Source organism: Shouchella miscanthi (assembly GCF_007725405.1).
In the GTDB taxonomy this organism is placed as follows: Bacteria; Bacillota; Bacilli; order Bacillales; family Bacillaceae_D; genus Shouchella; species Shouchella hunanensis.
Window position 1 is genome coordinate 2,716,371 of record NZ_CP042163.1, and the last position, 22,787, is coordinate 2,739,157.

Genomic DNA, 22,787 nt, shown 5'->3' on the forward strand with positions numbered 1-22,787 from the left:
ATTTTTCTTAATTTCAGCATATTTTTTCTTAATATAAAGGATGTGAACCCGTTGGATATTAACATTAATTTCGATAAAGACTGGAATGTTCGGTTTTTAGAAAAAATGGATCATGATGGTCCTTGGTCAGACTTTGAAACCTATAAACTTGCTTTTGAAGCGCAACAACATTTACAAATACCAGAATTTAGCGGCCTTGTTGCGCCACGATACCTTCCGCAGCTTCAGCCTTATCAACATCAAATTGAAGCGGCAGAAACCGTTATTGAAGAGATGCACGGAAAAGCGATTCTTGCTGACGAAGTAGGACTAGGTAAGACCATTGAAGCAGGCCTTATTTTAAAGGAGTACATGATTCGTGGTCTAGTGAAAAAAGCCCTTATTTTAGTACCCGCTTCCCTCGTTTCTCAGTGGGCAAACGAGCTCAATTCAAAGTTCTTTATTCCAGCTATCCCACAAAAAAAAGCATATGTGTGGGAACAGTGCGATGTGGTCGTTGCCTCCATTGACACCGCGAAACGGGCACCACATCGTGACATTGTCTTAGATCAACCGTATGATATGGTTATTATTGATGAAGCACATAAATTAAAAAATCCTAAAACAAAAAACTATGAATTTATCCGATTGCTAAAGAAGAAGTACTGTTTGCTTTTAACAGCAACCCCTGTTCAAAACAAGCTTGAGGAAATTTTTAATCTTGTATCCTTGCTTAAGCCTGGACATCTGGGGAACATTGAAAGTTTTGATAAAGCCTTTCGCTCTGACAAACGCTCAGCTAAAAATGATGAACAGCTGCGTTCCCTCGTTCAAAAAGTAATGGTACGAAACAGACGTGAAGATACAGGTATTGAATGGACAAAGCGCGTTGTCCAAACGATCCCTATTCATTTTAGTACAAGTGAGCGTCAGTTCTATGAAAAGCTAGAACAAAGTAAAGGGGCAATTAACCACTTCACTTTGCTAACCTTAAAGCGAGAGTTGTGCTCAAGTCGAGAAGCAGTGTTTATGACACTAAAAAATACGATTGAAAAAGCCCAAGAAAACGAAAGCGATCCTAGCTATGCAATCAATCTTCTAAACGAGGCGGCTACGATTGAAGGCCATGCGAAAGCAGAAAAAGCGTTGGAGCTTATTAAATCAATTGATGATAAAGTGATCATTTTTACTGAGTACCGTGCGACGCAACTTTATTTACAGTGGTTTTTTAAACAGCATCACATTACATCGGTACCTTTCCGAGGCGGATTTAAACGTGGAAAAAAAGATTGGATGCGTGAGCTCTTTAAAAACCATGCTCAAGTATTAATTGCAACAGAAGCAGGTGGTGAAGGGATTAACTTGCAATTTTGTCACCACATTATTAACTACGATCTTCCGTGGAATCCGATGCGTATTGAACAACGAATAGGACGTTTACACCGCTTAGGTCAGCAACATGATGTGCAAATCTATAATTTCGCTGTTCAAGATACCATTGAACAGAAAATATTAGACTTGCTGTACGATAAAATACATTTATTTGAATCTGTCATCGGTCAACTAGATGACATTCTTGCCAAAATCGAACTGCCTGATTTAGATGAACATGTCAACAACATATTCGAACATTCTTCTTCAGACGGTGAAATGAAAATTAAATTCGATCATCTTGCTGCGGTGATTAATGAAGCTCAAGAAGAACTGAAGTCAGAAAACGAGGAGAAAGAGGATCATGAATCAGCTTGATATTCACAGCTATTTAAAGCGCTATTTCCTTACTCATGACAGTACTCTAGTAGAAGAATCTCCAGCTCATTTAACGGTTAAACTGTCAATCAAACTCGATAAAGCGCTTATGAACCGTCCTTTTTATTGGCATTACCAAGAGAAAATCGGTTCTGAACCTAATCCGATGACCATCACTCTCATTACAGACCAAAATCGCTGTCCAGAAGATCTGCAGGGAGAAGTTATTCATTTCGGTTCTCCTCGTTTATCGCAAATCTTTGAATCAGCCAATGAACTCGGCTCTTTTATACGTATGTATGAAACAAAATCAAACGTTAGTGCAGGCTCACATCCTTTACACCCTTGGCTTTCAATTAATGCCAATATTTCGTTTCAGTGCGATCGAAAAAAGGACATTCTCCTTTCACTAGGACTGAATTTAATTCACGGACAAATTGTTCCTCAATTTTTTGATAAAGTGCAGCAACTTACATTGACGCCAAAAATTCCTGATTACTGCTTTACCCTTTCTCCTCTTATTAGGATAGAGTCTGGCATCACTCGGCTTCAAAAAGTGATGAAAACCTATATTGAAAACGAACCAACGGAGTGGGCTTTATCTGCTAATAAGCGTTGGGCTTATGACGAAGCGTTATTAGAGTCCTTTTATGAAGGTATTGATGATAAGCCAGACAGTTACTTTGCTGAAAAAGAGGCGCTGCGCGAACGCTACGAACCTCATATTAACGTTTCGATTGTCAATGGGGGCATTTTTTACCTGCATCAACAATTGTTCCAACAATAACAAAACCCAAGCTGCTTGAACAGCTTGGGTTTTGTTTTCGTCCTATTCTAAAGGAACTCCTCCACCACGAACAATATAAGAATAGATTGTTGCGATTGAAAAGAATCCAAAAACAAGTACAGATACGCCACTAAAGCCTACAGCGAAAAAGTTTTTTCGCTTTAAACTGACGATGGCACCTGCAACAGAAAAAATTGCTACTAATAATGCTAAACCTGCAAAAACCATGAGCTTTTCCTCCAGTATGTATTTGATTTTATTGTACTCGTTTTCATTACGTTTGTCGAGCGCTCTTCTTTTCTAATAAGTAGCGCTATGATACACTTTACTTCACAAGTAAAGGAGGTTTCATATGTTTAAACAAATTCCATTAGGTCCTATTCAAACTAATGCGTACGTACTGTATAACGATGCGAAAGAAGCCGTCATTTTTGACCCAGGCGGGGATGCTGAAGCACTTATTAATTGGTTGAAAAGAGAACAGCTTACTCCACTTGCTATTTTACTTACACATGCACACTTTGACCACATTGGCGCTGTCGATGCCGTTCGAGATACTTATTCCATACCCGTATACTTACATACGAAAGAACGCCGCTGGTTAGAAGACCCTGACTTGAATGGTTCCTCTCGCCTGACGGGACGTCCCATCACAACCGCTAAGCCCGCAGATATTTTGCTTACAGAAGACAAGTCATTAACGATCGGTTCCTTTACCTTTTCTGTCTTCCATACACCTGGACACTCACCTGGAAGCGTCTCCTTTTATTATCAAAAAGAAGCTGTTTTATTTTCAGGAGATGTTTTATTCCAACACAGTATCGGCCGAACAGACCTCCGTGGAGGCGATCACGCTTTATTATTAGCTAGCATTCATAATAAGATACTACCTTTACCTGAGGGCACTGTTGTTGCATCCGGACATGGTCCGCTTACCACCATTGGACAAGAAATGGATCATAATCCGTTTCTCTCAGGTTATTAAAAGAAACCGCTGCTTACTTACGTTAAGCGGCGGTTTACTGTATGTATATATTAGTGCCCAAAGCTCGGTACATTGATAAAGAGAGCGTAGTATGTAAAACCTACAAAAAACACCGTACAATAGCCTGCAAAAATATACACATATACACGTTCAGACAGCTTCAGGTAGCCAAGCGCAATTAAAATAAACGTTTGCGCAAAAAACAGGAGAGACATATTATACATATTGCCAATGTAAAATAAAACTGCAAAAATTCCTGTCCAAAACCCTAGGCCTCGATACATGCGATCCATCATGTCTACCCCTCCTCTTCTTAGACGGCTGTCCTACCCATTATATACGAGAATATGATTTTTTGTAAATGCTTACTTACGTCTTAGCTGTCTTTTAAAGACCGAAAGAGCAAATGGAGCTATACCGAATGCCCAATGAGAAAGAGGTTCTCGCTCCATCTTCTTTTGTTCACGTTTTTCAGTTCGCTCAGATTTAGGTTGATCAATTTTTTTCACTGCTTCTTGGGTCGCAAATTTTAATAAATCTTGAAAAGACATATTCTCACCTCACCCTTTAGTCTTCCCAAGATCATTTGATCATATGCTAATCCTTTTCCATCTCATCACGCATCTCATCTACTGAATCCAACATAAAGGTAGCAACTCGTTCTTTGCCGTTGCGCAGTGTTGCTTTCAGCTTATACGCCCTTTCACTCTTATCCAAACGTTCTCCTAAAACGTCACCAATTGGAAGCTGTATGAAAAAAGCATGTTCGTTGTCTGTCACTACTTTTTGAACTCCTATATGGAGTAAATTCTCAAGTTGCATAAGATCTTTTTGGTCCTGCAAATAAGCTTGTTCACGCTGATAATGATCCACTTGCCATAAAAGATACAGTGTTAACAGAAGCAAAAAAAAGAGGGTTGGCAAAAAGACCATCCCTTCATCTGATTGTTTGATACGCATGCACCCACTCTTTCGTCGAAACAAACAGTCTTTTATAGTGTTGACCCGTTTCTAGTGTAATGGAACAATGGAGCTGCCCATACAACTGGCGATCAGATGATGGCGGAGAGCAATGAAACGTGGAGACATCATCTAATACGATTACTAGGCCTTTTTTATCTTTAAAGCGCTGTATTCTTGATTCCATCCTTAACTCATACGAAATGACTGCACCATCAATAACGATTTCTAAAGCTTCATTATGCCACCTTATTGTTTCCGCTTCTTTTACGTCTTGATTAACATGATTCAAAAAACGAATAACATCAACATTGCTATGGTTCACATCCGTTTGAACGAACAAAAAAAGATTGGTTAAAAGAAGAACGATAAAGCTAACAATACTTAAACCAATTAACTGTTCTACGTACGTAAACCCTTCATGGTTGTGCCAACGCATAGACACATAGCAATTCTTGTTTTTTCACGTAGCTTATCGCACAGCTTTCTACAATGGAAGTATCTGAAGTCGTTGGACGCCACCCTTCATTCAGTGGTAAAAGCAATCGTCTCTCTTCTAGCTCATACAAGAGGGTTAATTCTTCGACAATGGTTTGTCGCTTCTCCATTATCCATAAACAAGTTGGCAACAGTGTAAGTCCCATAATACTTACAAGCAATAGTGCAGCCATTGCATCTATTAAGATAAACCCTTTATTGTTGCCGATAAACAATACGCCCCTTTCCAATTTGAATCGTAAATCGAGTGTGGTAATGTTCCGTACGTACATCCCAAGAACCAGACTTGCGTGGATGTCCATTCGCTAAAAACGCTACATCCTCTAACTGTATGGTAACAGGTTCAATTTCTATACTTGTCGGGTAAACAACACGACGTTTTTCTTTTTGATCGACAAATAAAATGAGGGTATTGTCTTCAAAAAGTACCGTAGCCACTTTCCCTTCTGTCATTGCTAAATGTTGTGCATGCACTAGATCATTTTTAAATTGCTCGATGGTTTGTTTTTGAACGGTTTTGTCTTGTGATTGGAAATAGAGTATAGGGAGGAATAGAAACAGTGAAAGCAGGAGAAGAGTAAAAAGTAATTCGATAAGCGTAAAACCTTCATTCGTTTTCAATAACAACTTGTCTTCCATTTAATACTAGTTTTTTGCCGGATGCACATGTAATGTGATCTACATACTTTTCAGCTACTAATACATCTAGAGAATCGGGTAATTTTCCGTGTTCCACTTCATAAGCGCCCACTTGGGTTTGGACAAGCTTTTTCGTGGCGTCACAGCTCTTTCCACCGGCCATGTCTGTGTTTTTACTCATATTCGGCAGGGCAATCAAAAGCAACACAGAAATAATCATTAAGACGACAAGCATTTCAATTAATGTAAACCCTTCGTCTCTCTTACTTGTTTTTTTCATAGATCACCTCATCATTATCGTAAGTATAAATCCATTTCCTCCTTTCTTTTAAGCTTAGAACTTAATTAGACAAAACCTTCCATATTCCTGCAAACTTTTTAACTTTTTCTCGTTCATTTATTTGTTATACTAAGAGAGAGCTCGCATGAAAGGATTTTCTACGTGAAATTTATTTTATTAAGTTTAATTCGATTTTATCGAAACTATATCTCCGTTGCATTGCCACCTAGATGTCGATTTTATCCTACCTGTTCTCAATATGGGCTAACAGCTATTGAACAGCATGGTGCAATTAAAGGAAGCTACTTAACGATTAAACGGTTATTAAAATGTCATCCTTTTCATCCAGGTGGCTTTGATGAAGTACCGAGTCCCAAAACCTCAAAAAAAGACAACGACATTTAAATGTCGTTGTCTTTCTTTTGTATGCGGGTGAAGGGACTTGAACCCCCACGTCATAAAGACACTAGATCCTAAGTCTAGCGCGTCTGCCAATTCCGCCACACCCGCGCATTAATGGCGGAGAAGGAGGGATTTGAACCCTCGCGCCGCTTACACGACCTACACCCTTAGCAGGGGCGCCCCTTCAGCCACTTGGGTACTTCTCCGTAATCTATAAGGGATGGGCCTGAGTGGACTCGAACCACCGACCTCACGCTTATCAGGCGTGCGCTCTAACCAGCTGAGCTACAGGCCCCTTTTATTAACAAAATAAAAAAGCGGGTGATGAGAATCGAACTCACATCATCAGCTTGGAAGGCTGAGGTTTTACCACTAAACTACACCCGCATGGTAAAAATAATTTTCATAAAAGAGCGGAAGACGAGATTCGAACTCGCGACCCCCACCTTGGCAAGGTGGTGTTCTACCACTGAACTACTTCCGCATATAAATGGCTGGGCTACCTGGGATCGAACCAGGGAATGACGGAATCAAAATCCGTTGCCTTACCGCTTGGCTATAGCCCAAAGTTGGTTGCGGGGGGCGGATTTGAACCACCGACCTTCGGGTTATGAGCCCGACGAGCTACCAGACTGCTCCACCCCGCGTCGTTATATTGCATTTGGACATTGCTTATTCACAAAGGAATTAAATATGGCGGAGGAAGAGGGATTCGAACCCCCGCGGGCTTTGACACCCCTGTCGGTTTTCAAGACCGATCCCTTCAGCCGGACTTGGGTATTCCTCCGTATAAAGTGGAGCCTAGCGGGATCGAACCGCTGACCTCCTGCGTGCAAAGCAGGCGCTCTCCCAGCTGAGCTAAGGCCCCATAAATCATGACGTATGTAAGTCGTAAGTGATTACCTTAGCGACATTTAATAATATAGCATATAAAAATCATAAGCACAAGGCTTTTTTAAAATTTTTATTGGAATCTCTTTCGTCTCTTTATTTTACCTATTAAAGAAATCTCATGCAAGTTTTGCCTACATGAGATTAAACATTTCATACATTGGCAGCATGATAATCAAAAATAAAAAGAAAATAAAACTACCAATGAAAAGAAATAATAGCGGCTGTACAGCCTGCAAACCTCGTTCGATTTTTTGATCAAGTTCTTCCAGTATCCAACTACTAAAGAACTGTAAATCAGATGCTAACTTACCCGTGCGACTTCCATTTTCAACGATAATGCGTAACTCCTCCATATAATATGGCTGTGTTTCTAAATAAACGGCAAGGCTGTAGCCGTCCTTTAAGGATTGATTTATTTGATTCGCTTCATCTTTGAAAAATGGCATGTAAGATTGTTTCTCAAAAATGAAAATCGCTTCATGAATCGACATCCCTGTCTGTAATAGTTTCCCTAATTGCAATGAGAAATAAAATGTAATTACTTGTCTTATCATTGTGTTAGTTGGCTTCCATTTCATTAGCAAACGTACCTTTTCATGTGGCGTTTGCTTTTGCACATATTTTCTAAACACAGCGTACATCATTATGGCGAAAAGAAGGAAGCTAGCTAAAATAATTGGAAGGTTTGTTAGGAAGGCAAAGAAATACTTAATAAAGCGTGGGGGTGTTTGATTCATTGTTACAAACAGTGATTGGAAATGAGGCACGATATAGAGATTTAATAAAACGAGGGCGACGATAGCACCAAACAGTAAAACAAGGGGATAGCGTACTAATTTCTGAAGCTGCAGGCTCGTTTGTAACCTTTTTTGATAAAGCTTGCTTGCTTCCATTAGTCCCTCTGCGACCTTTCCCTGCTCTTCATAAAAGAAAATATACGATTGAACATCAAGTGGCAACTCCATATCCAATAAGCTGGAGGAAAGAGCCTCTCCTTTTGTTAACTTGTGCTCCATAAGTTGAATGATACGTTGCGTTTCTTTTGTTGATTGAACAGATAAAAAAGATAAAGCCTGTTCTGTACTATACCCACTCTGCAATAGTTCTCCTAATTTCATAATAAAGGAGATCTTCATTAACTTTGTCATACGTTTACGTTTTTTTATCATGGACTACCTCGTCTGACTTAAACGCATGCAAGTCTCGTCATCGATCATACCTATTGCCCATGCCTTTTTTGTGACAGGTAGAAACGGAGCTTGCAGCTGCACTCCATCCATCGCTTCCTTTAACTCTTTCCCTAGTAGCCAGTCAAATATAGCCATACGATTGCCTCCCTCTTTTTGTGTAACGAGCTTTTGATAAAGAATAGCTTGAATACACGAAAGGCTACTTTCTATCCCTAAATCCCTTAATCTTTCTAACGTTGAAAATGAATTTGTCACATGAAGGCTAGCAATAACAACATGACCAGTATTGGCAGCTTGGACAGCTATAGCTGCGGTTGCTTGATCTCGAATCTCACCAATCACGATAATGTCTGGGTCATGCCTTAAAATGGCCCTTAACGCATGTTTAAAAGAAAGACCACCCCTTGTTTGAATTTCAACTTGGGTCATGCCTTCAATCCGATGTTCAATAGGGTCTTCTACGGAAATAATTCGATAGCGTTGTTTTTCAACAAGTTGCTTTATGATGGAATAGATGGTTGTCGTTTTCCCTGAACCTGTTGAACCGGTTACTAGGACTAGTCCTGGTGTCGCATTTAACAGCTGATTAAAATGATGTTTGTCTTTCTTGAAAGGAGAAAGAGTTTGTAATGGTTGGAGGCTTGCGCTGTTCAAAATTCGAATGGCGATACTTTCTAAAGGGGTTGTAGGGAGGGTAGAGATTCTCATTGCAATGGGCGTTTCATTCCACTTGTATTCAAGTGCCTTACTTTGTGAGTGCCTTCGTTCACTAATGTCCATTCCAACAACGTATTTAAAATGATTCGAAAGCTTTTTAGATTCTTCAATACTAATACGCTGAACAAAGGTCATTACGCCTGTTATCCGATAATAGACGCAATAGCCGTCGTTGCTAGGACTAAGGTGAACATCTGTCGCTCCTACTTTTAATGCCTGTATAAGTAGCGTATCACTAATAAACGTGTTTGTCTGTATATGCATCCACTACTCCTTTCTGTTTCGTTGACCTATTTATTCTACGGTTCTTTCTTCAATCCCTGCTTCACCTTCTTTTTTTTCGATTTCTTGCTGTTTTTGTTTTTGGAATGGTTTCTGGTGGTTGTTTTCGAATCCATTTTAGAAACTTTCTTAGTTTATCATCTTGTTTTAAATCAAGAATGGTTGTTAAGCGTGAAGCAAGTTCTTTATTTGTATACAGCGCATGAATCTGTTTGTGGCAAGGGATACAAAGATTCGCCGTTTCTGCAAACGTCCCTCCTTCATCCTTTGGTAGTAAATGGTGAACTGTTGTGGTGACATTTTCACGCTCACACAGTTCACAACAGCCTTGTTTCTTATTCATCCCTACACCCTCCTTTATCTTTATATTGAAGTCTACCCTTTTCATTGGTACGATAAAAGCTTGAAAGGAGCGCTCATGCAAACAGCACGATATTTTAATCAAACCGTTAACATACACACACTTGAACGATCTGAGTGGAATAAACTGTACTTAGCTAGTAAGCAAGGTAAACTGACTTGCATTCACTGTAAAGCTCCTTTACGCATGGCACTATCCATTCACAAAAAACCGAGCTTTATTCACCCTGATCCAGTAAATGAGGCTTGTTATACAGAGACCAGTTCAACCATGACTGTTCAAAAAGCGCGGACACAACCAAGAGAGTTTTCCGGCTTTCGCTTACCAACGAATAGCCAAATTGAAAAGGAACCAACAAATGAAACGGATTGGAAAGAGCCAGAACCATTAGTTGTCCGACATCGTTTTCAGGAACCAAAACGCTCCGACCGCCCAGACGATTCTTACCGCCGCACTCTTGAAGATGCATCGCTGTCGTTTAATGATGATCAATGGCGCAGCATAAAAAAAACAGACGGTCCTTTGCTTATTCTTGCAGGAGCTGGTAGCGGAAAGACACGTGTCATAACAGCAAGAGCTGCGTATATGATCACAGAGCTTGACATTCCGATTAATCGCATCGCGCTCGTTACCTTTACATCGAAAGCAGCACAGGAAATGAAGGAACGCATGCTACTTTATCCTGGTATTACGAGGGAAATTGGCGAAAAAATACTCATTCGGACATTTCATAGCTTGTTTTTACAAATGCTTAAACACCATCAGAGCGAGCAATGGCACCACTCACGATTAATTCAATCCCCTCATTACCTTGTTAAACAAATAGGTATGACCCTTGGACTTGATGAAAATGAATTTGCATACGATTCAGCGGTTACGCAAATAAGTTATTGGAAGAATCATATGATCCCCCCTGAACAGGTACAAGCCAAAACCGCTTTTGAGGAAAAAGTAAAAACGATTTACCAAGAATATGAACAACAAAAGCAGTTTCAGCACTATTATGATTTCGACGATATCTTATTAGGTTGTTTAGAGCTCTTAAAAGAGAACTCAGCTTTACTTGAAAAATACCAAGAACGATTTTCTTACTTATCTGTTGATGAATTTCAAGATATTAATTTACTTCAATTTGAAATTGTGCGTTTGCTCTCTCAAAAGAACAATAACCTTTGCGTAGTCGGTGATGATGATCAATCCATCTATGCCTTTCGTGGGAGTGATCCGTCCTTTATTCAGTCGTTTCAATCATATTATCCATCGGCAACGGTTGTGACGCTTGAAGATAATTACCGTTCAACCCATGAAATTATTGGGACAGCCAACACGGTTATACAAAAAAACCAGCAACGATTATCGAAAACCTTACGAGCTCAAGTAACAAAAATGGACAATACACCAACAATTTTTTATCCCTACAATGAGGAAGAGGAAGCATCAATTATTGTTGAGGAAATTGCTTCTACATTGGCAACCGGTCAATCTATCGAGCAAATTGCCGTTCTTTTTCGAACTAGCGCCGGGGTACGTGCGCTAACAGAGCGTCTCATTGATGCCGACATTCCCTTTCAATTAGATCAAACAGCTGGGACGTTTTATGATAAGCCAATCGTTCAGAAAGCACTTGCTTTTTTAAGGCTTTCTCTTTATGAGGATCATGATGAAGCCGCTCCTTATGCTTTACAAGCTTTATTCTTAAAGCAAGATAAACAACAAGAATTAATCGCTATCAAGCAAAAACGAGCTTGTACATTACTTGAAGCATTCCCATTTTTAACCGGAACACAACCGTTTCAGAAAAAAAAGTTGCAACAGCTACCAGAGTTATGTAGAAAATTAACGACACTCACTCCTATTCAAGCGCTTGAAAGTATTGAACAAGATATCGGTTTTAAAGATACACTAAAGAAACAAGCTCAAGAAGGAAATCAGCTGGACAAAGGAAGCGATTCGTTTAGACAATTAAAAGCATTAGCCAGGCAACATGATACTGTTGCTTCCTTTCTCCATTATATTGACTGTATGACGGTAAAAATAAAAGAACATAAGTACCGTCCCCATTCTTCAGGTGTACAGTTATTAACCATTCATCGTGCAAAAGGGCTAGAGTTTGAGCATGTCTATATTATTGGCTGTGTGGATCGGTCTCTTCCACATGATTATGCCTTAGACGCTTTAAAAGAAGGAGACGAAGCCCCTCTACAAGAAGAGCGACGCTTGTTGTATGTAGCGATGACACGAGCAAAATCACGCTTGTACCTTTCTTCTCCTCTTTATTATTTTGAGAATAGAAGCTTCGCGTCTCGCTTCTTGCTTCCTGTATTAAAAAACCGCTCACGGTCGTGAGCGGTTTTTTCCTTTGGACTAGTACAACCTTCCCTGCTCATAGATTGATAAAGGAGAAAAAAATGAAAGGTAGGAAATGACAATGAAGCGACTAACAAGCATTATTATGTTAACGTACAATCAGTGGTCTTTAACGAAGCTATGCTTAGATAGTTTGTTTAAGCATACTGATCAGTCAATGATTGAAGTAATCGTAATTGACAATGGATCCACTGACGAAACCAAAAGCGAATTGGAAAAAGAAGAACGTATTACTTTTATTGCCAACGACCATAATAAAGGATTTGCAGGCGCATGTAACCAGGGAGCCGATCTAGCAAAAGGAGATGAGCTGCTCTTTTTAAACAACGATACAATTGTTACCCCACAGTGGCTCACTCGTATGCAACAAACATTAGACTCGGACCAGCATATTGATTTAGTTGGACCGGTTAGTAATTACGTTAGCGGAGAACAGCTTATTCAAGATCCATACCATTCTCTTGATGACATTGATGAGTACGCTAAGAAAAGACGCGATGTATACGACAAACAAAAGAAATACGTCATGCGTCTCGTCGGCTTTTGTTTACTCGTTCGTAAAGCTGTTTTTGATCAAATCGGTGGATTTGATGAACGGTTTGCCATTGGCTCCTTTGAAGATGATGATTTTTGCTTACGAGCCGTTCAATCTGGTTCTCGATTAGCGATTGCCCTTGATGCTCATGTGCATCATCACGGTCATGCTACGTTCACCGGTAGCCCAGAAATTAATTTCAATCAAACTTACGCAGAAAATTACGCACGCTATGTAAATAAATGGGGCACCGATCTCTCTTATTTTATGCACGGAAGACCAGAGCTTGTTCAAGTCGTGCCTCAAGATGCAAAACGTATTTTAGATATTGGATGCGGCGCAGGTGCAACTGGTCTACAGTTACTAAATCGGCAGCAATGTAAGCTGGTTGGCATAGAAGGAAATGAAAAGATGGCACAGATTGCTCGTAGCTATTATGAGTCCGTCTATACCATCAACATTGATGAAACGATCCCTCCACTGGAAACAGAATCCTTTGACGTTCTTTTATTCGCTGACGTTTTAGAACATTTAAAAGACCCTTGGAAAACGATTCAAGAATATAGCAAGTTTCTAAAAAAAGACGGAGCTATTATTGCGAGTATCCCAAATATTGCTCATGCTGAAGCACTAATTCCACTTTTAACTGGCCGTTTTGATTATCGTGATGCCGGTATACTAGACCGCACACATTTACGCTTTTTCACACCACAAACATTGTATACGCTGTTTCCAACTGACCAATTCTCTATTCGCCAACAATTTTCCACACACATTCCTGTCGATGCTAAAATAAGTACATTTTTTCATGAAGTTAGTTTATTAGGCAAAAAGTTCGATTTAGAGTTAAGTGGATTGTCAGACTTAATCAAAACCTACCAATCAGTCGTTTTGTTTAAGAAGTTGTAGTTGTTCTTTAAAATAAGAACGGTTGTATTCAATTCGGCTATCATCCGGAAGAAACGTTGCTGCCTGTTCATTGTGCTCGTTTGCTTTTTCTGTAAACCCAAGCTTGTCGTAACATACCGCTAGTTGAAGATTTGGAATCCATGTTTCGCATGCGACATTTTGGAAGTAAGCATTTTCTTCTTTATTACGTATCGCCATTTCATACCAGAATACCGCCTCTGAAAATGCTTGCTTCTCCATAAAGGAGTGACCAATACGGCAGCACGTTTCTGGTTTTGGTTTTCCGTATTCTAATGCTCGAAATGTCCAATCTTTTGCTACTTTCGGCAAGCCTAGGTTTATATAGCAATCAGCTAATTTGTTACAAGAACGAATGAGGTCTTCTGACCAACCTTTATCCGTTTTAATGAATTTCAAATAATACTCAACAGCATCTTCAAACCGACGATGATCTGTTAACTCATTCGCGTAATAAAGCAAGTCTCTTGGAGTAAACGCTTCCCCTGACGCTTTCATCCCTTCATAAATATCAAGGTTGCGTGTTAAATCGTGGCCATCATCAGCCGATAAGTGGGTTACAGCAATATCACTATGATGCAATTCTCCGTATACTTCTAAATATTCGTGAACCGCTCCGTGCCAGACAAAGCCACGTTCTTTCTTTACGATTCGAAATCGTCTGATACTCGATGTCACCCCTCCATTCCCATCAAAAGCTAAATGATAATCCATTGATACAGCATCAACCTTTTCTTCCAGGGTAGACTTTAGTAATTTAAGCTTTTGACGGTCCTCTTCCTTTAAAATATCATCCGCATCTAGCCACATGACATACGGTTTCGTTGCATAAGAGAACGCTTTGTTTCGTGCTTTAGCGAAGTGATTTACCCAAGTAAAGTCATACACTTTATCTGTAAACGAAGTAGCAATCTCTTTTGTCCGATCAGTAGAACCTGTATCTAGAATAATAATCTCATCTACTACCTCTTTCACGCTGGACAAGCAGCGCTCTAACACGGCTTCTTCGTTTTTCACAATTAAGCATAAACTGATTTCAATCATCCGAAACACCTCCACAGCCCATTTTATGTGTCAGCATGCTGGGATGTGCCTGTATACACATAGGATAAAGATAGCTTTCTACTGTCTACCTTAAGTCTAGATTCTTCGATTGCTACATTTTGGAGTAGCTCTCGTCTCCTTCCCTCATCACTAAAGCCACCTCGAACGGTTTTTTTGTAAATAGATAACGAAAGCCGAGAAGCAACTCACGTATAAGTTCATCCTCAAACATATGAAGAAATGGCTGCACATTTACCTCTGGCCCAGCAAACATTGATACGTCTTCAAGTAAAAGGTCAATCTGCAATCTTTCAGGTATACCAACTTGTTGTGCCTTCATTTGCGGCAAAAGAAACGGCGGTAGAAGCAGGCTTGATAGATGCGCACTTGCTGTAAGATTTAACATGGTTACTAACTGCTGGCCAGAAAAAAACACTGACATGTCTTCGAGTGAAGTAAACAACTGCTCTTGGTTATTGTAAATAAGTGCATCTGGGTGAATCATCGCTTGTTCAACAAACTGAGCGATATGGTAAACGGTTAATGGTATACAGCCGTGATGAAAGAGACAATAATCTCCTCGCGAAAACCGCTGACCAACTTTAAAAGCAGGCCCCATTTTTTCAATTTGTTGAAGGCGGAGGTAAGGTTGTTTCATTTGCTCTAGTTGCCAGCATAGTACAGAGCATTCTCCTGAAACAACTGGAATCACTTCTACCGTTTCATTGTGCTGTAATTGAGCAATCGTTGTTACAAGTGAAGTGTCGTAATGATCATCAATATAGACGCCAAAAGACACAGGTTTTTTCGGCTGATCTTTGCACCACGCCTCTCTGCATTGTTCAAGCTCTTGCTCATCCCACACTACTTGTATTTCTACGAGATCACGATTACCGTGATGAATTACGTAATGAAGGGCTTCTAACATATCACCTTGCATACGCTGCATCGCAGTAGAAAGCTGACCGCTTCCTTTTGCTACATGATTCTTTCGAGGTTTATTCATTTTTAAGACATCAATTGTAAAAGGGACTGTTACGTTCTTTGTTTTCTGTAAAGCCATACTGTTGGCAAGCATCGGATTTACCAATGCAGAAACGCCGATTTCTTGAATTAAGTGATGGCTCATTGTATGTGGAATGGTTAAGAGATTTTCTGCTCGAAGGTCTTTTCGACCCTGGATGTGATTTAAAAAATAGCGTCCAGCTGAAATCGTATCTGCTTTATCAAAATGGGTAATCCAATCAATAGAGTTTAAACTTAAATCTTCTCCGTTTTCAATGGCTACTATAAAAGGGATGTATTGCTCTGCCTGTATAACAATATCGGCGTCTGTAAACAAATAAATATCTGCATTTGCTGCTTCTGCACCGATAGCACGACCTACATCATTTCCTAGCGGGTAATGAAATTGAATGACTTTAGCACCTTTTTCACTGGCAACAGCGGCTGTCTGGTCCTTCGAGCCATTTACAACAACAATCAATTCATCAGGCATGAGCCGATTGATTTCATCCAGCACTGCGCCCAGCGTATCTTCTTCATTCATAGCCGGCACAATAACAGCTAATCGATAGGCATGATTCCGCTGGACTGGCTGTTTTTGCAGGGGGTGCTCTTTCTTAACACGGTTTTGATTTTTGCGCTGGAAATATTGCATTTGCCGCCTTCCTTTCTCTTTTTTGCATCATGAATCGCCTCTTTCGTTCATAAGATGATAGAAATGCCAGCTGAGAGGACTGAGTAAAATGACACAATCCACTTCACGGCTAACACCCGTACAGCTTCATCAACGTCTCATCCATGCAGAATCAGAAATTGTCCGCTTAAATAAAGAACTAGAGCGTTATAAAAATGATTATCACTACAACATGATTGATGAATTGCTTGCAGAAAATCAAGACCTTCTTGAAGAGTGCGCGCGATTAAAAGAACAGGCATCGGATAACAAGTCGCCTAAAACAAGCCAACAAACGGAAAGTGTTGAACCCGCACCTAAAGTTGAAAAGAAACAGGATGAACAGCAGCATCCTCATTCACCAGATGAATCCGTCTTCTTTTCTAGTAAAGCCAGTTTACCGAAGCAACAAGATACGCAAGAAGATTCAAGTCAAACTAGTTGGTTCGCTCGAAATATGAAAACTAGATCAAAGAAATAAGCGATAATACCGAATAGTGTCTTTTAGCCCATCTGTTAAGGAAACAGATGCCTGATAGTGAAGTATCTTTTCCATCTTTTCCGTACAAGGTACGCGCTTCCTCATATCTTCAAAGCCACTCTTATAAACCTGTTTATATGGTATAAACTGGATATCTGATTGGCTATTTGTGAGCTGAATAATCGACTGTGCAAGTTGTAAAATGGATATTTCCGTGGAAGACCCAATATTAATCACTTCACCATTGCAATGATGGCCAACTGTTCGACTCGTCGCTTCCACTGTATCTTTCACATACGTGAAGCACCTTGTTTGCTTACCATCGCCATGAACAGAAAGGGGCTCATTTCGTAAAGCAGCTGAAATGAAAATTGGAATGACCCCTCCATACAAACCCGACTTTGCCCTCGGTCCATACGCATTAAAATAGCGTAAAATTGTCACCGGCAATCCTTTCTTTGCAGCGGCCAAAAACATGTGCTCTTCTAACGCTTTAACTGTCGCATAGCACCAGCGATGGGTACTCGTTGCTCCCACTAACCGATCACCATCTTCTTTATAGGGCAAGTTCTCACTTTTTCCGTATACTTCAGAAGTGGATGCAAAAACGACTTTCGTCTTGGAGTTGACTGCTTTCTTCAACACGACTTGCGCAGGGATTAAGTTTCCTGCAATAATTTCATCTGGTTCCTCTACACAACGGCGAACACTAAGTGAAGCAGCTAAATGAAACACGACATCAGCCCAGTTAATCCAGCGCTCGGATACATCAGCATCTTCTACCCGACTTTTAATAAAAAAGAACCGTTTTGAGCGAACGAATTCTTCCACTAGACGTGTATCTTCCACTTGATCCATGACGCATACCGTGTGCCCTTCCTGAAGTAGCTTTTCTGTTAAGTGAGAACCAATAAACCCCAGTCCCCCTGTCACCAATATGTTCATACGCTCCTCCTATAACTTGTGAATATGCGGACCTTCGACGCTCAAACATTGTTTTGTATCAAAAATGCATTTACTGTGCTGTACAACCTTGTCATAATCAAGATCATCATGATCGGTCAGTAAAACAACAAGATCAAAGACAGCCAACGTATCTTCTGCGATCGTAATAGATTGATACGCTTGATCGCACAAGGTGTAAACCGGTACAAAAGGATCGTGGTAAGCAATAGTAAAGCCTGCTTGAATGAGTCGCTCCGCCACTCCTATCGATTTAGACTCTCTCGTATCCCTAGTATTCTTTTTGTAAGAAAGCCCAATTAATAAAATGGCAGCCTCTTCCACCGAATGAATGAGGGACCGTATTCGCTTGACAATATAATCCGGCTGCTCATCATTAACCGCTTTAGCTAGATCAATAAACCGTGTTGTCGCTCCAACTTGATTAACCTTCCATTTAAAATAAAGAGGATCAACTGGTATACAGTGCCCCCCTACACCTGGTCCAGGACGATATGCTGAAGATCCATATGGCTTCGTTTCAGCAGCGAGTAAGACTTCTTCAACGTTAATCTCTAATTCGTAACAGGCACGCGCCATTTCATTCACAAACGATAGATTAATAAAACGCTGGGTGTTTTCAAACATCTTCACCGCTTCTGCCACTCTTGTTGAACTGACAGGCACGAGCTCTTTAAATATGGTTTCATAAACATCTTTCACTCTCTGTAAACATTCCGAAGTCATGCCACTTATTACTTTTGGAACATCGGTTAAATGGAATTGCTTATTCCCTGGGTCGATTCGTTCTGGTGAATAGCCAACAAAAAACGTTTTTCCGATAAGAAATCCTTCTCTTTCAATAAGAGGCACAACGATTTCTTCTGTTGTTCCTGGAAACGTAGAACTTTCCAATATAAGAAGCTGACCTTGTTGCAAGTGTGGTGCTAATTGTTTTAAAGCGGTTTGCACATAGCATAAATTGGGAGTCCCGGTACTAGCTAATGGTGTAGGGACACACAAAATAATAACCGTCGCTTGTTTTGCTTCTTCACACTGGTCTGTTACTGTGAACGATTCGTTCATCAACGCCTCAATCGCTTTATCGTCCACTTCGTTTATATACGAGCGGTGTCGATGTAAGTCATGTACCTTCCCTTGATCTTGATCAATGCCAATGACACGGTGCCCTCTACGACTACATTCAATGGCTAAAGGCAGCCCAACGTATCCTAAGCCAACAATGGCTATATTCTGTTTCTTCATGTCACACAAACCTCTCTTATTTATCTTTCTGGTACATTTGCCTAATGATCTACACTATTCACCTCAAAAACAAAACGTTCAGTAAAGCCCTTTTTTAGCGAAAAATGCTTTTCATAAAGAAACGATTTTAGAGAACTGGAGAGCCGAGAGAAACAAAAAACCGTTTATCTCTATAGAATAGAAACAAACGGTTTTTCTCATTAAGGTCTTTTCTTACCACAACAGCCAGTGTTGTGTTTCTTATCTGCTGCTGGCTTAGCGACTGGTCTTTGTGTCACGAAATACCCATGTGGATTCTTTTTATATTGCATTATAATCTCTCCTTATCTAGAAAAATGAACGCCTTCTATTCTATGCAAAGAAAAGAAAGTTTGTTTAAGGTTTAAAAATAAGCGCACATATTTAGACAACAGTCATACTATACAGTAGTCCGAACGCCTTTAGTTGCTTTGTTATTTTTAACAACTGCCTACTAACGGTTAAAATTAAAAGGAGGTCCCTCCATGAGTCACGATCATGAAAAACACAATGTTTGCATTAGTGTCCCGAAGGTCTTTGATTGGGTGACACGTCAAGTTGATTTACCAACACTTAGCTTTAGAGAGCCTGAACTTTCAACGCTCTTCCCTGATTGCACAGGTCCAACACCGGGACCAGGCTCACTATGCGCTTTACTACAGGCATTCCCGAACTACCAAACGGTTTGCCGTGTGTTAGAAAATTCACTTCTAACAAACGAAGTAACAAACCCATTCGGCCGTACAGAAGTTGAAGTTACGTTACCGAACGGTGAAGAAGTATGCTTAGAAAAAGTAAAAGTATTAGCGAAAGGATTAATCGAGGTTGATATTCTAGATGAGCTTGGGAACCTAATCTGTACCTCAGATCCAATTGATTTCGCAACGATTCAAACGTTTTATCTTTGTGCTCCTGAGGGCACATCTGTAGATGCATTTATTTCTGCAGGTCAGTGCGACGCGGAAGTAGTTTGTGATGCCAACTTCTCCCAACTCGATATTTCATTCTCGTTCTGCTTAGATGTTCACGTATTTGCTGATGTTCGCTTAGAAATTGAAGCAGCTTACTGTAAGCCAAGACATGAGTTCCCAGTATCTGATGTCATTTGCAGCGAGAACAAATTCCCACCTCAGTGCCCGGTTGTATTCCCTGGCAAAGGGTTCGGAAAGAAATCGCCTGTTAACTAAACAAGCGTAGGTCGCACTCGAATAGTGCGGCTTTTTTTCTGTTCTTACGTTCCAAATGGACAGATGCACAGCTTTTTCTTCTTATTTTCGAAACTGTCTCATAGACTGTAGCAAGGGAAATTAAAAAAGTGAGGCGGTTTAATTGACGGAAAAACGAATGAATACGTTAGATAAAAAAATCATTCAACTTAATCAAAAAATTCTTCACTATCGTTCAGAGGTAGTAAAACAAGATCGACTATTAACAGATCAACGTAAACGAATTCATGACCAAGATGCGGTGATTGAAGAATTAACACTTCGTTTAGAGGAATTAGCGAATGATCCGGCTGTTTCGGAAGCGATCTCCTCACCAAAAGTAGAGGATCCCCCTTCATTAGGGGACAATGACATTCAAGTAGACTCGTTTTTCACGTATGCAATTATGGCCCCCTTTGAAACAAATGAAGAGGAGCCCTTCGTCATTAAAGGACATATGATCATTGAAAACCGAGGAGCATCTCCTTTAGTTAATCCAGTAATTTGTTTAAGTTTCAATAAACCCGAACTCGCCAATTTATCAGGAAGGATCGAACGTTCAAAGAACAATCTGCAGCACTATTCCGTATCTCGAGAAGGCGTAACAGATACGTGGAAATTTGTTGAGGAACAAGCCGATAAGCACGCAAAACAAACAGGACAATTCTGGCTATCACCTCCTATTGACGAAATCCCACCACGATCATCTATAACCTTTTCCGACTTTGAAGTGGTGATTCCAGCAGTTAAAAAAAACACTTCCCTTTCTTTACAAATTACAGGGTTTGTATATGGAGCGGATTTAACTGAAGGAAAAGCGTCTTTAAATACGATTGCCTTAACCGTGTCATGAATCTTTTATTCCTTACATCTCCTTTTGGTGGGGTCTATCCTTTTTTTGAAAACGCATTAAAAAAAGGATTAACGGTATTTGCTACTGTCTACACCCAATCTTATACTGCCTGTAACGGTCAAACACTGGTCCGGTTTTGTCGACAAAACCAGGTCGATTGGATCGTAACATTTAATGGTTATTTTTTTTCAGCTAAAGACAAAGACCTTTTTCATGCAAATCAGCTTCCTCCATTAGCAGTTTGGTTAACGGAAGAGCCTTATTACACTTCATCTTCGCTCGATGTGCTTACATTCGCTACAGTAGCATGGTCTGTCGAATCTGCGTCCGCTGCATTTTACAACAATCATTCTACACCCATTTCTGTCACTTATGTACCCCTTGGTTACGATGATCAATCGTTTTATCCTGCAAAGAACAACGGTGTTCCACACTATGATCTTACGTTTGTTGGCTACCCATATGAAAGTCGAATGACTTGGTTAAAGCAAATTGACCAGCACTTTTCGTTAAAGGTGGCCGTTGTTGGACCTTGGCAGAAGGATGACCTTCCATCTAAAGCCGACCACATCGCCACCTGGTTATCACCTGAAAAGGTAGGCAGGCTCTATCGCCAATCGCGCGTTGTCTTAAATAGTTATCGAACTGGAAACAAAGACATTGAAGCTAGAAGTATAAACAATCGTACGTTTGAAATTGCCGCTACAGCAACATGTCAACTTAGTGAATACCGAAGTGGAATTCGAGATTTTTTTTCACCAACGGACATTGCCACATTTACGAATTCAGAGAATTTGCGAACCCAACTTCAGAAATTATTAGAAAACGACGATATTCGTACTCAGTACGCCCTTTCAAGCCCAAAAAGTTGCAGAGCATACGTTTTACCATCGGGCTCAGCAACTTTATAAAGAGCTTCACTCTTACTACTCGTAAGAGTGAAGCTCTTCTTTTGTTAAGCATCTTTTTTTGAGCTGTTCATAAAGAGCTGCTCCTGAGACCTCTTCCACGACCCATCCTCTCCCAATGGTTTTAACAGCTTCTGCTTGTGCACCTAAATTGAAAACAAGAACAGGATAACCTAACTTAATTGCTTCGTGTGTGGTGTAAGAAAAGGTTTCTGGAACGACGGACGGGATACAAATCAAATCAATTTGATCTTCGATTAACAGTGCTTCTAAATTTTCTCCATTATAAGGACCACGCTCAATGATTCTTCTTCTCTGCTTTAATGATGATGCGAGATCCCCATAGGAATAGAGTGCTAACGGAAGAGGGGCTTGATCAAGGTGATCTAGCAGTTGAGCCACAACATCCTCTCCCTTATGTAAAAAGAGGTTGCCCAGAAAGCCAAGACGAAGTTGCTTATGGTTCTGTTGGTCATGCTTTCGAATTTGTTTTTGTTTCAATGGGGCAAGGAGTGGGGAATAACAGTAATTTGTAAATCAGGGAAATAGGTTAGGTACATCTCTTTTGTCGAGACACTAGGGGCAACAATGGCAGATGCTTTTTTATAAAGCGAGTGGTAGCGATTTCTCCATTCATCGACCGTAAAAGAAGGACCTCCTGCTTTTACCAATATAGATCTAGTTGCTGTTTCTGTTATGCAACCTTCGCAAACTGTACTATCTTTTTCCATTCCACAATAGCGACGGTTATTATTAATAAAAAAAACATTTGGACAAACCCCAAAAAAATCATGAAGACATACCGTATACGGACAACCAAGCACTTGCAACAGCATCTCA

The 22,787-nt window shown here is 40.2% G+C and carries 27 protein-coding genes and 9 tRNA genes; 10 read left to right on the forward strand and 26 right to left on the reverse strand.

What is annotated here, in order from left to right; translation table 11 throughout:
- Positions 1 to 51: 51 nt before the first annotated feature.
- Both FPV17_RS13700 and FPV17_RS13705 read left to right on the forward strand, forming a co-directional pair.
- A complete protein-coding gene (locus tag FPV17_RS13700) occupies positions 52 to 1,728 on the forward strand; it encodes a DEAD/DEAH box helicase (RefSeq protein ID WP_035398854.1) in 1,677 nt (558 codons plus the stop codon).
- The gene (locus tag FPV17_RS13705) at positions 1,715 to 2,515 is read left to right on the forward strand and encodes a YqhG family protein (protein WP_035398856.1); all 801 of its coding nucleotides are present in this window, start codon (positions 1,715 to 1,717) and stop codon (positions 2,513 to 2,515) included. Before FPV17_RS13700 ends, FPV17_RS13705 begins: the two co-directional genes overlap by 14 nt.
- A 42-nt stretch (positions 2,516 to 2,557) precedes the next feature.
- Here FPV17_RS13705 and FPV17_RS13710 read toward each other — a convergent pair whose 3' ends face one another.
- Positions 2,558 to 2,743, reverse strand: a complete 186-nt coding sequence (locus tag FPV17_RS13710; RefSeq protein ID WP_035398858.1) for a DUF2759 domain-containing protein — start codon at positions 2,741 to 2,743, stop codon at positions 2,558 to 2,560.
- A 124-nt stretch (positions 2,744 to 2,867) separates the two neighbouring features.
- On the opposite strand from FPV17_RS13710, the gene FPV17_RS13715 reads away from it, so the two are divergent.
- A complete protein-coding gene (locus tag FPV17_RS13715; protein WP_060703902.1) occupies positions 2,868 to 3,500 on the forward strand; it encodes an MBL fold metallo-hydrolase in 633 nt (210 codons plus the stop codon).
- Positions 3,501 to 3,550: 50 nt separating this feature from the next.
- Here the strand turns inward: FPV17_RS13715 and FPV17_RS13720 are convergent, their stop codons facing one another.
- The 7 genes from FPV17_RS13720 to comGC all read right to left on the reverse strand — a co-directional run bounded on the left by FPV17_RS13720 (position 3,551) and on the right by comGC (position 5,877).
- A complete protein-coding gene (locus FPV17_RS13720) occupies positions 3,551 to 3,793 on the reverse strand; it encodes a DUF2626 domain-containing protein (RefSeq protein ID WP_038485837.1) in 243 nt (80 codons plus the stop codon).
- Positions 3,794 to 3,865: 72 nt separating this feature from the next.
- Complete coding sequence (locus tag FPV17_RS13725; protein ID WP_035398860.1) at positions 3,866 to 4,051, reverse strand: YqzE family protein; 186 nt, start codon at positions 4,049 to 4,051, stop codon at positions 3,866 to 3,868.
- Positions 4,052 to 4,097: 46 nt separating this feature from the next.
- On the reverse strand, positions 4,098 to 4,460 hold the full coding sequence (comGG, locus tag FPV17_RS13730) for a competence type IV pilus minor pilin ComGG (RefSeq protein ID WP_035398862.1): 363 nt from the start codon (positions 4,458 to 4,460) through the stop codon (positions 4,098 to 4,100).
- A complete protein-coding gene (locus FPV17_RS13735; protein ID WP_035398863.1) occupies positions 4,438 to 4,899 on the reverse strand; it encodes a competence type IV pilus minor pilin ComGF in 462 nt (153 codons plus the stop codon). The genes comGG and FPV17_RS13735 overlap by 23 nt, the downstream gene beginning before the upstream one ends.
- Positions 4,880 to 5,173: a hypothetical protein gene (locus FPV17_RS13740; RefSeq protein WP_035398866.1), complete on the reverse strand. Its 294-nt coding sequence runs from the start codon at positions 5,171 to 5,173 to the stop codon at positions 4,880 to 4,882. Before FPV17_RS13740 ends, FPV17_RS13735 begins: the two co-directional genes overlap by 20 nt.
- A complete protein-coding gene (gene comGD, locus FPV17_RS13745; RefSeq protein ID WP_158332084.1) occupies positions 5,154 to 5,579 on the reverse strand; it encodes a competence type IV pilus minor pilin ComGD in 426 nt (141 codons plus the stop codon). The genes FPV17_RS13740 and comGD overlap by 20 nt, the downstream gene beginning before the upstream one ends.
- Positions 5,566 to 5,877: a competence type IV pilus major pilin ComGC gene (comGC, locus tag FPV17_RS13750; RefSeq protein WP_035398870.1), complete on the reverse strand. Its 312-nt coding sequence runs from the start codon at positions 5,875 to 5,877 to the stop codon at positions 5,566 to 5,568. The genes comGD and comGC overlap by 14 nt, the downstream gene beginning before the upstream one ends.
- A gap of 162 nt (positions 5,878 to 6,039) precedes the next feature.
- Here comGC and yidD point away from each other — a divergent pair, with 162 nt between their 5' ends.
- Positions 6,040 to 6,282 carry a membrane protein insertion efficiency factor YidD gene (yidD, locus tag FPV17_RS13755; RefSeq protein ID WP_035398872.1) on the forward strand — a complete coding sequence of 81 codons (243 nt, stop codon included), beginning with the start codon at positions 6,040 to 6,042 and terminating at the stop codon, positions 6,280 to 6,282.
- Positions 6,283 to 6,304: 22 nt separating this feature from the next.
- On the opposite strand, the gene FPV17_RS13760 is transcribed toward yidD, so the two are convergent.
- From FPV17_RS13760 to hlpB, 12 genes are all read right to left on the reverse strand, one after another.
- Positions 6,305 to 6,387, reverse strand: a tRNA-Leu gene (locus FPV17_RS13760).
- 7 nt (positions 6,388 to 6,394) lie between these two features.
- Positions 6,395 to 6,485, reverse strand: a tRNA-Ser gene (locus tag FPV17_RS13765).
- 15 nt (positions 6,486 to 6,500) lie between these two features.
- Positions 6,501 to 6,574: transfer RNA gene (locus FPV17_RS13770), tRNA-Ile, on the reverse strand.
- 21 nt (positions 6,575 to 6,595) lie between these two features.
- Positions 6,596 to 6,666: transfer RNA gene (locus FPV17_RS13775), tRNA-Gly, on the reverse strand.
- Between the two features lie 25 nt (positions 6,667 to 6,691).
- Positions 6,692 to 6,763, reverse strand: a tRNA-Gly gene (locus FPV17_RS13780).
- Positions 6,764 to 6,770: 7 nt separating this feature from the next.
- A tRNA-Gln gene (locus tag FPV17_RS13785) sits at positions 6,771 to 6,845 on the reverse strand.
- A gap of 4 nt (positions 6,846 to 6,849) precedes the next feature.
- Positions 6,850 to 6,926: transfer RNA gene (locus FPV17_RS13790), tRNA-Met, on the reverse strand.
- Positions 6,927 to 6,973: 47 nt separating this feature from the next.
- A tRNA-Ser gene (locus FPV17_RS13795) sits at positions 6,974 to 7,066 on the reverse strand.
- Between the two features lie 8 nt (positions 7,067 to 7,074).
- Positions 7,075 to 7,147, reverse strand: a tRNA-Ala gene (locus FPV17_RS13800).
- Positions 7,148 to 7,304: 157 nt separating this feature from the next.
- Positions 7,305 to 8,342: a competence type IV pilus assembly protein ComGB gene (gene comGB, locus FPV17_RS13805; RefSeq protein ID WP_144559261.1), complete on the reverse strand. Its 1,038-nt coding sequence runs from the start codon at positions 8,340 to 8,342 to the stop codon at positions 7,305 to 7,307.
- Positions 8,343 to 8,345: 3 nt separating this feature from the next.
- Complete coding sequence (locus FPV17_RS13810) at positions 8,346 to 9,344, reverse strand: ATPase, T2SS/T4P/T4SS family (protein WP_144559262.1); 999 nt, start codon at positions 9,342 to 9,344, stop codon at positions 8,346 to 8,348.
- Between the two features lie 61 nt (positions 9,345 to 9,405).
- Positions 9,406 to 9,705: an HNH nuclease-like protein HlpB gene (gene hlpB / locus FPV17_RS13815; RefSeq protein WP_035397035.1), complete on the reverse strand. Its 300-nt coding sequence runs from the start codon at positions 9,703 to 9,705 to the stop codon at positions 9,406 to 9,408.
- Between the two features lie 75 nt (positions 9,706 to 9,780).
- Between hlpB and FPV17_RS13820 the strand changes: the two genes are divergently transcribed.
- Entirely contained in the window at positions 9,781 to 12,069 is a 2,289-nt protein-coding gene (locus FPV17_RS13820; RefSeq protein WP_144559263.1) for an ATP-dependent helicase, read from the forward strand.
- A gap of 82 nt (positions 12,070 to 12,151) precedes the next feature.
- Positions 12,152 to 13,534 (forward strand): glycosyltransferase, encoded by a 1,383-nt coding sequence (locus tag FPV17_RS13825; protein WP_246117040.1) that lies wholly within the window; start codon positions 12,152 to 12,154, stop codon positions 13,532 to 13,534.
- Here FPV17_RS13825 and FPV17_RS13830 read toward each other — a convergent pair.
- Both FPV17_RS13830 and FPV17_RS13835 read right to left on the reverse strand, forming a co-directional pair.
- Complete coding sequence (locus FPV17_RS13830; RefSeq protein ID WP_035397038.1) at positions 13,508 to 14,596, reverse strand: glycosyltransferase; 1,089 nt, start codon at positions 14,594 to 14,596, stop codon at positions 13,508 to 13,510. The genes FPV17_RS13825 and FPV17_RS13830 overlap by 27 nt on opposite strands.
- A 112-nt stretch (positions 14,597 to 14,708) precedes the next feature.
- Positions 14,709 to 16,256, reverse strand: coding sequence for a glycosyltransferase family 2 protein (locus tag FPV17_RS13835; protein WP_144559265.1), 1,548 nt, complete (start codon positions 16,254 to 16,256; stop codon positions 14,709 to 14,711).
- Positions 16,257 to 16,344: 88 nt separating this feature from the next.
- Here FPV17_RS13835 and FPV17_RS13840 point away from each other — a divergent pair, with 88 nt between their 5' ends.
- Entirely contained in the window at positions 16,345 to 16,755 is a 411-nt protein-coding gene (locus tag FPV17_RS13840; RefSeq protein ID WP_035397042.1) for a hypothetical protein, read from the forward strand.
- Here the strand turns inward: FPV17_RS13840 and FPV17_RS13845 are convergent.
- Both FPV17_RS13845 and FPV17_RS13850 read right to left on the reverse strand, forming a co-directional pair.
- Positions 16,744 to 17,700 (reverse strand): NAD-dependent epimerase/dehydratase family protein, encoded by a 957-nt coding sequence (locus FPV17_RS13845; RefSeq protein ID WP_035397044.1) that lies wholly within the window; start codon positions 17,698 to 17,700, stop codon positions 16,744 to 16,746. The two genes, FPV17_RS13840 and FPV17_RS13845, sit on opposite strands and share 12 nt — an antisense overlap.
- A 9-nt stretch (positions 17,701 to 17,709) precedes the next feature.
- Positions 17,710 to 18,963, reverse strand: coding sequence for a nucleotide sugar dehydrogenase (locus tag FPV17_RS13850; RefSeq protein WP_060703888.1), 1,254 nt, complete (start codon positions 18,961 to 18,963; stop codon positions 17,710 to 17,712).
- Between the two features lie 503 nt (positions 18,964 to 19,466).
- On the opposite strand from FPV17_RS13850, the gene FPV17_RS13855 reads away from it, so the two are divergent.
- From FPV17_RS13855 to FPV17_RS13865, 3 genes are all read left to right on the forward strand, one after another.
- Positions 19,467 to 20,168 carry a BMQ_0737 family morphogenetic spore coat protein gene (locus tag FPV17_RS13855; protein WP_144559266.1) on the forward strand — a complete coding sequence of 234 codons (702 nt, stop codon included), beginning with the start codon at positions 19,467 to 19,469 and terminating at the stop codon, positions 20,166 to 20,168.
- 142 nt (positions 20,169 to 20,310) lie between these two features.
- Complete coding sequence (locus FPV17_RS13860; RefSeq protein ID WP_144559267.1) at positions 20,311 to 21,039, forward strand: hypothetical protein; 729 nt, start codon at positions 20,311 to 20,313, stop codon at positions 21,037 to 21,039.
- Complete coding sequence (locus FPV17_RS13865; RefSeq protein WP_144559268.1) at positions 21,036 to 21,950, forward strand: glycosyltransferase family protein; 915 nt, start codon at positions 21,036 to 21,038, stop codon at positions 21,948 to 21,950. Before FPV17_RS13860 ends, FPV17_RS13865 begins: the two co-directional genes overlap by 4 nt.
- Before the next feature lie 15 nt (positions 21,951 to 21,965).
- Here FPV17_RS13865 and FPV17_RS13870 read toward each other — a convergent pair whose 3' ends face one another.
- Together FPV17_RS13870 and FPV17_RS13875 are read right to left on the reverse strand one after the other, a co-directional pair.
- Entirely contained in the window at positions 21,966 to 22,448 is a 483-nt protein-coding gene (locus FPV17_RS13870) for a glycosyltransferase (protein WP_144559269.1), read from the reverse strand.
- Positions 22,445 to 22,783 (reverse strand): hypothetical protein, encoded by a 339-nt coding sequence (locus tag FPV17_RS13875; protein WP_144559270.1) that lies wholly within the window; start codon positions 22,781 to 22,783, stop codon positions 22,445 to 22,447. The genes FPV17_RS13870 and FPV17_RS13875 overlap by 4 nt, the downstream gene beginning before the upstream one ends.
- Between the last annotated feature and the right edge of the window lie 4 nt (positions 22,784 to 22,787).

What these genes read in the sequence shown, in the direction of transcription:
- FPV17_RS13875 (WP_144559270.1), bottom strand. Translation starts at nt 22,783, where the DNA reads ATGCTGTTGCAAGTGCTTGGTTGTCCGTATACGGTATGTCTTCATGAT.
- FPV17_RS13725 (WP_035398860.1), bottom strand. Translation starts at nt 4,051, where the DNA reads ATGTCTTTTCAAGATTTATTAAAATTTGCGACCCAAGAAGCAGTGAAA.
- comGG (WP_035398862.1), bottom strand. Translation starts at nt 4,460, where the DNA reads ATGCGTATCAAACAATCAGATGAAGGGATGGTCTTTTTGCCAACCCTC.
- FPV17_RS13705 (WP_035398856.1), top strand. Translation starts at nt 1,715, where the DNA reads ATGAATCAGCTTGATATTCACAGCTATTTAAAGCGCTATTTCCTTACT.
- comGB (WP_144559261.1), bottom strand. Translation starts at nt 8,342, where the DNA reads ATGATAAAAAAACGTAAACGTATGACAAAGTTAATGAAGATCTCCTTT.
- hlpB (WP_035397035.1), bottom strand. Translation starts at nt 9,705, where the DNA reads ATGAATAAGAAACAAGGCTGTTGTGAACTGTGTGAGCGTGAAAATGTC.
- FPV17_RS13830 (WP_035397038.1), bottom strand. Translation starts at nt 14,596, where the DNA reads ATGATTGAAATCAGTTTATGCTTAATTGTGAAAAACGAAGAAGCCGTG.
- FPV17_RS13735 (WP_035398863.1), bottom strand. Translation starts at nt 4,899, where the DNA reads ATGCGTTGGCACAACCATGAAGGGTTTACGTACGTAGAACAGTTAATT.
- FPV17_RS13865 (WP_144559268.1), top strand. Translation starts at nt 21,036, where the DNA reads ATGAATCTTTTATTCCTTACATCTCCTTTTGGTGGGGTCTATCCTTTT.
- FPV17_RS13845 (WP_035397044.1), bottom strand. Translation starts at nt 17,700, where the DNA reads ATGAACATATTGGTGACAGGGGGACTGGGGTTTATTGGTTCTCACTTA.
- FPV17_RS13720 (WP_038485837.1), bottom strand. Translation starts at nt 3,793, where the DNA reads ATGGATCGCATGTATCGAGGCCTAGGGTTTTGGACAGGAATTTTTGCA.
- FPV17_RS13810 (WP_144559262.1), bottom strand. Translation starts at nt 9,344, where the DNA reads ATGCATATACAGACAAACACGTTTATTAGTGATACGCTACTTATACAG.
- FPV17_RS13715 (WP_060703902.1), top strand. Translation starts at nt 2,868, where the DNA reads ATGTTTAAACAAATTCCATTAGGTCCTATTCAAACTAATGCGTACGTA.
- FPV17_RS13850 (WP_060703888.1), bottom strand. Translation starts at nt 18,963, where the DNA reads ATGAAGAAACAGAATATAGCCATTGTTGGCTTAGGATACGTTGGGCTG.
- FPV17_RS13820 (WP_144559263.1), top strand. Translation starts at nt 9,781, where the DNA reads ATGCAAACAGCACGATATTTTAATCAAACCGTTAACATACACACACTT.
- FPV17_RS13710 (WP_035398858.1), bottom strand. Translation starts at nt 2,743, where the DNA reads ATGGTTTTTGCAGGTTTAGCATTATTAGTAGCAATTTTTTCTGTTGCA.
- FPV17_RS13835 (WP_144559265.1), bottom strand. Translation starts at nt 16,256, where the DNA reads ATGCAATATTTCCAGCGCAAAAATCAAAACCGTGTTAAGAAAGAGCAC.
- FPV17_RS13855 (WP_144559266.1), top strand. Translation starts at nt 19,467, where the DNA reads ATGAGTCACGATCATGAAAAACACAATGTTTGCATTAGTGTCCCGAAG.
- FPV17_RS13825 (WP_246117040.1), top strand. Translation starts at nt 12,152, where the DNA reads ATGAAGCGACTAACAAGCATTATTATGTTAACGTACAATCAGTGGTCT.
- comGC (WP_035398870.1), bottom strand. Translation starts at nt 5,877, where the DNA reads ATGAAAAAAACAAGTAAGAGAGACGAAGGGTTTACATTAATTGAAATG.
- FPV17_RS13840 (WP_035397042.1), top strand. Translation starts at nt 16,345, where the DNA reads ATGACACAATCCACTTCACGGCTAACACCCGTACAGCTTCATCAACGT.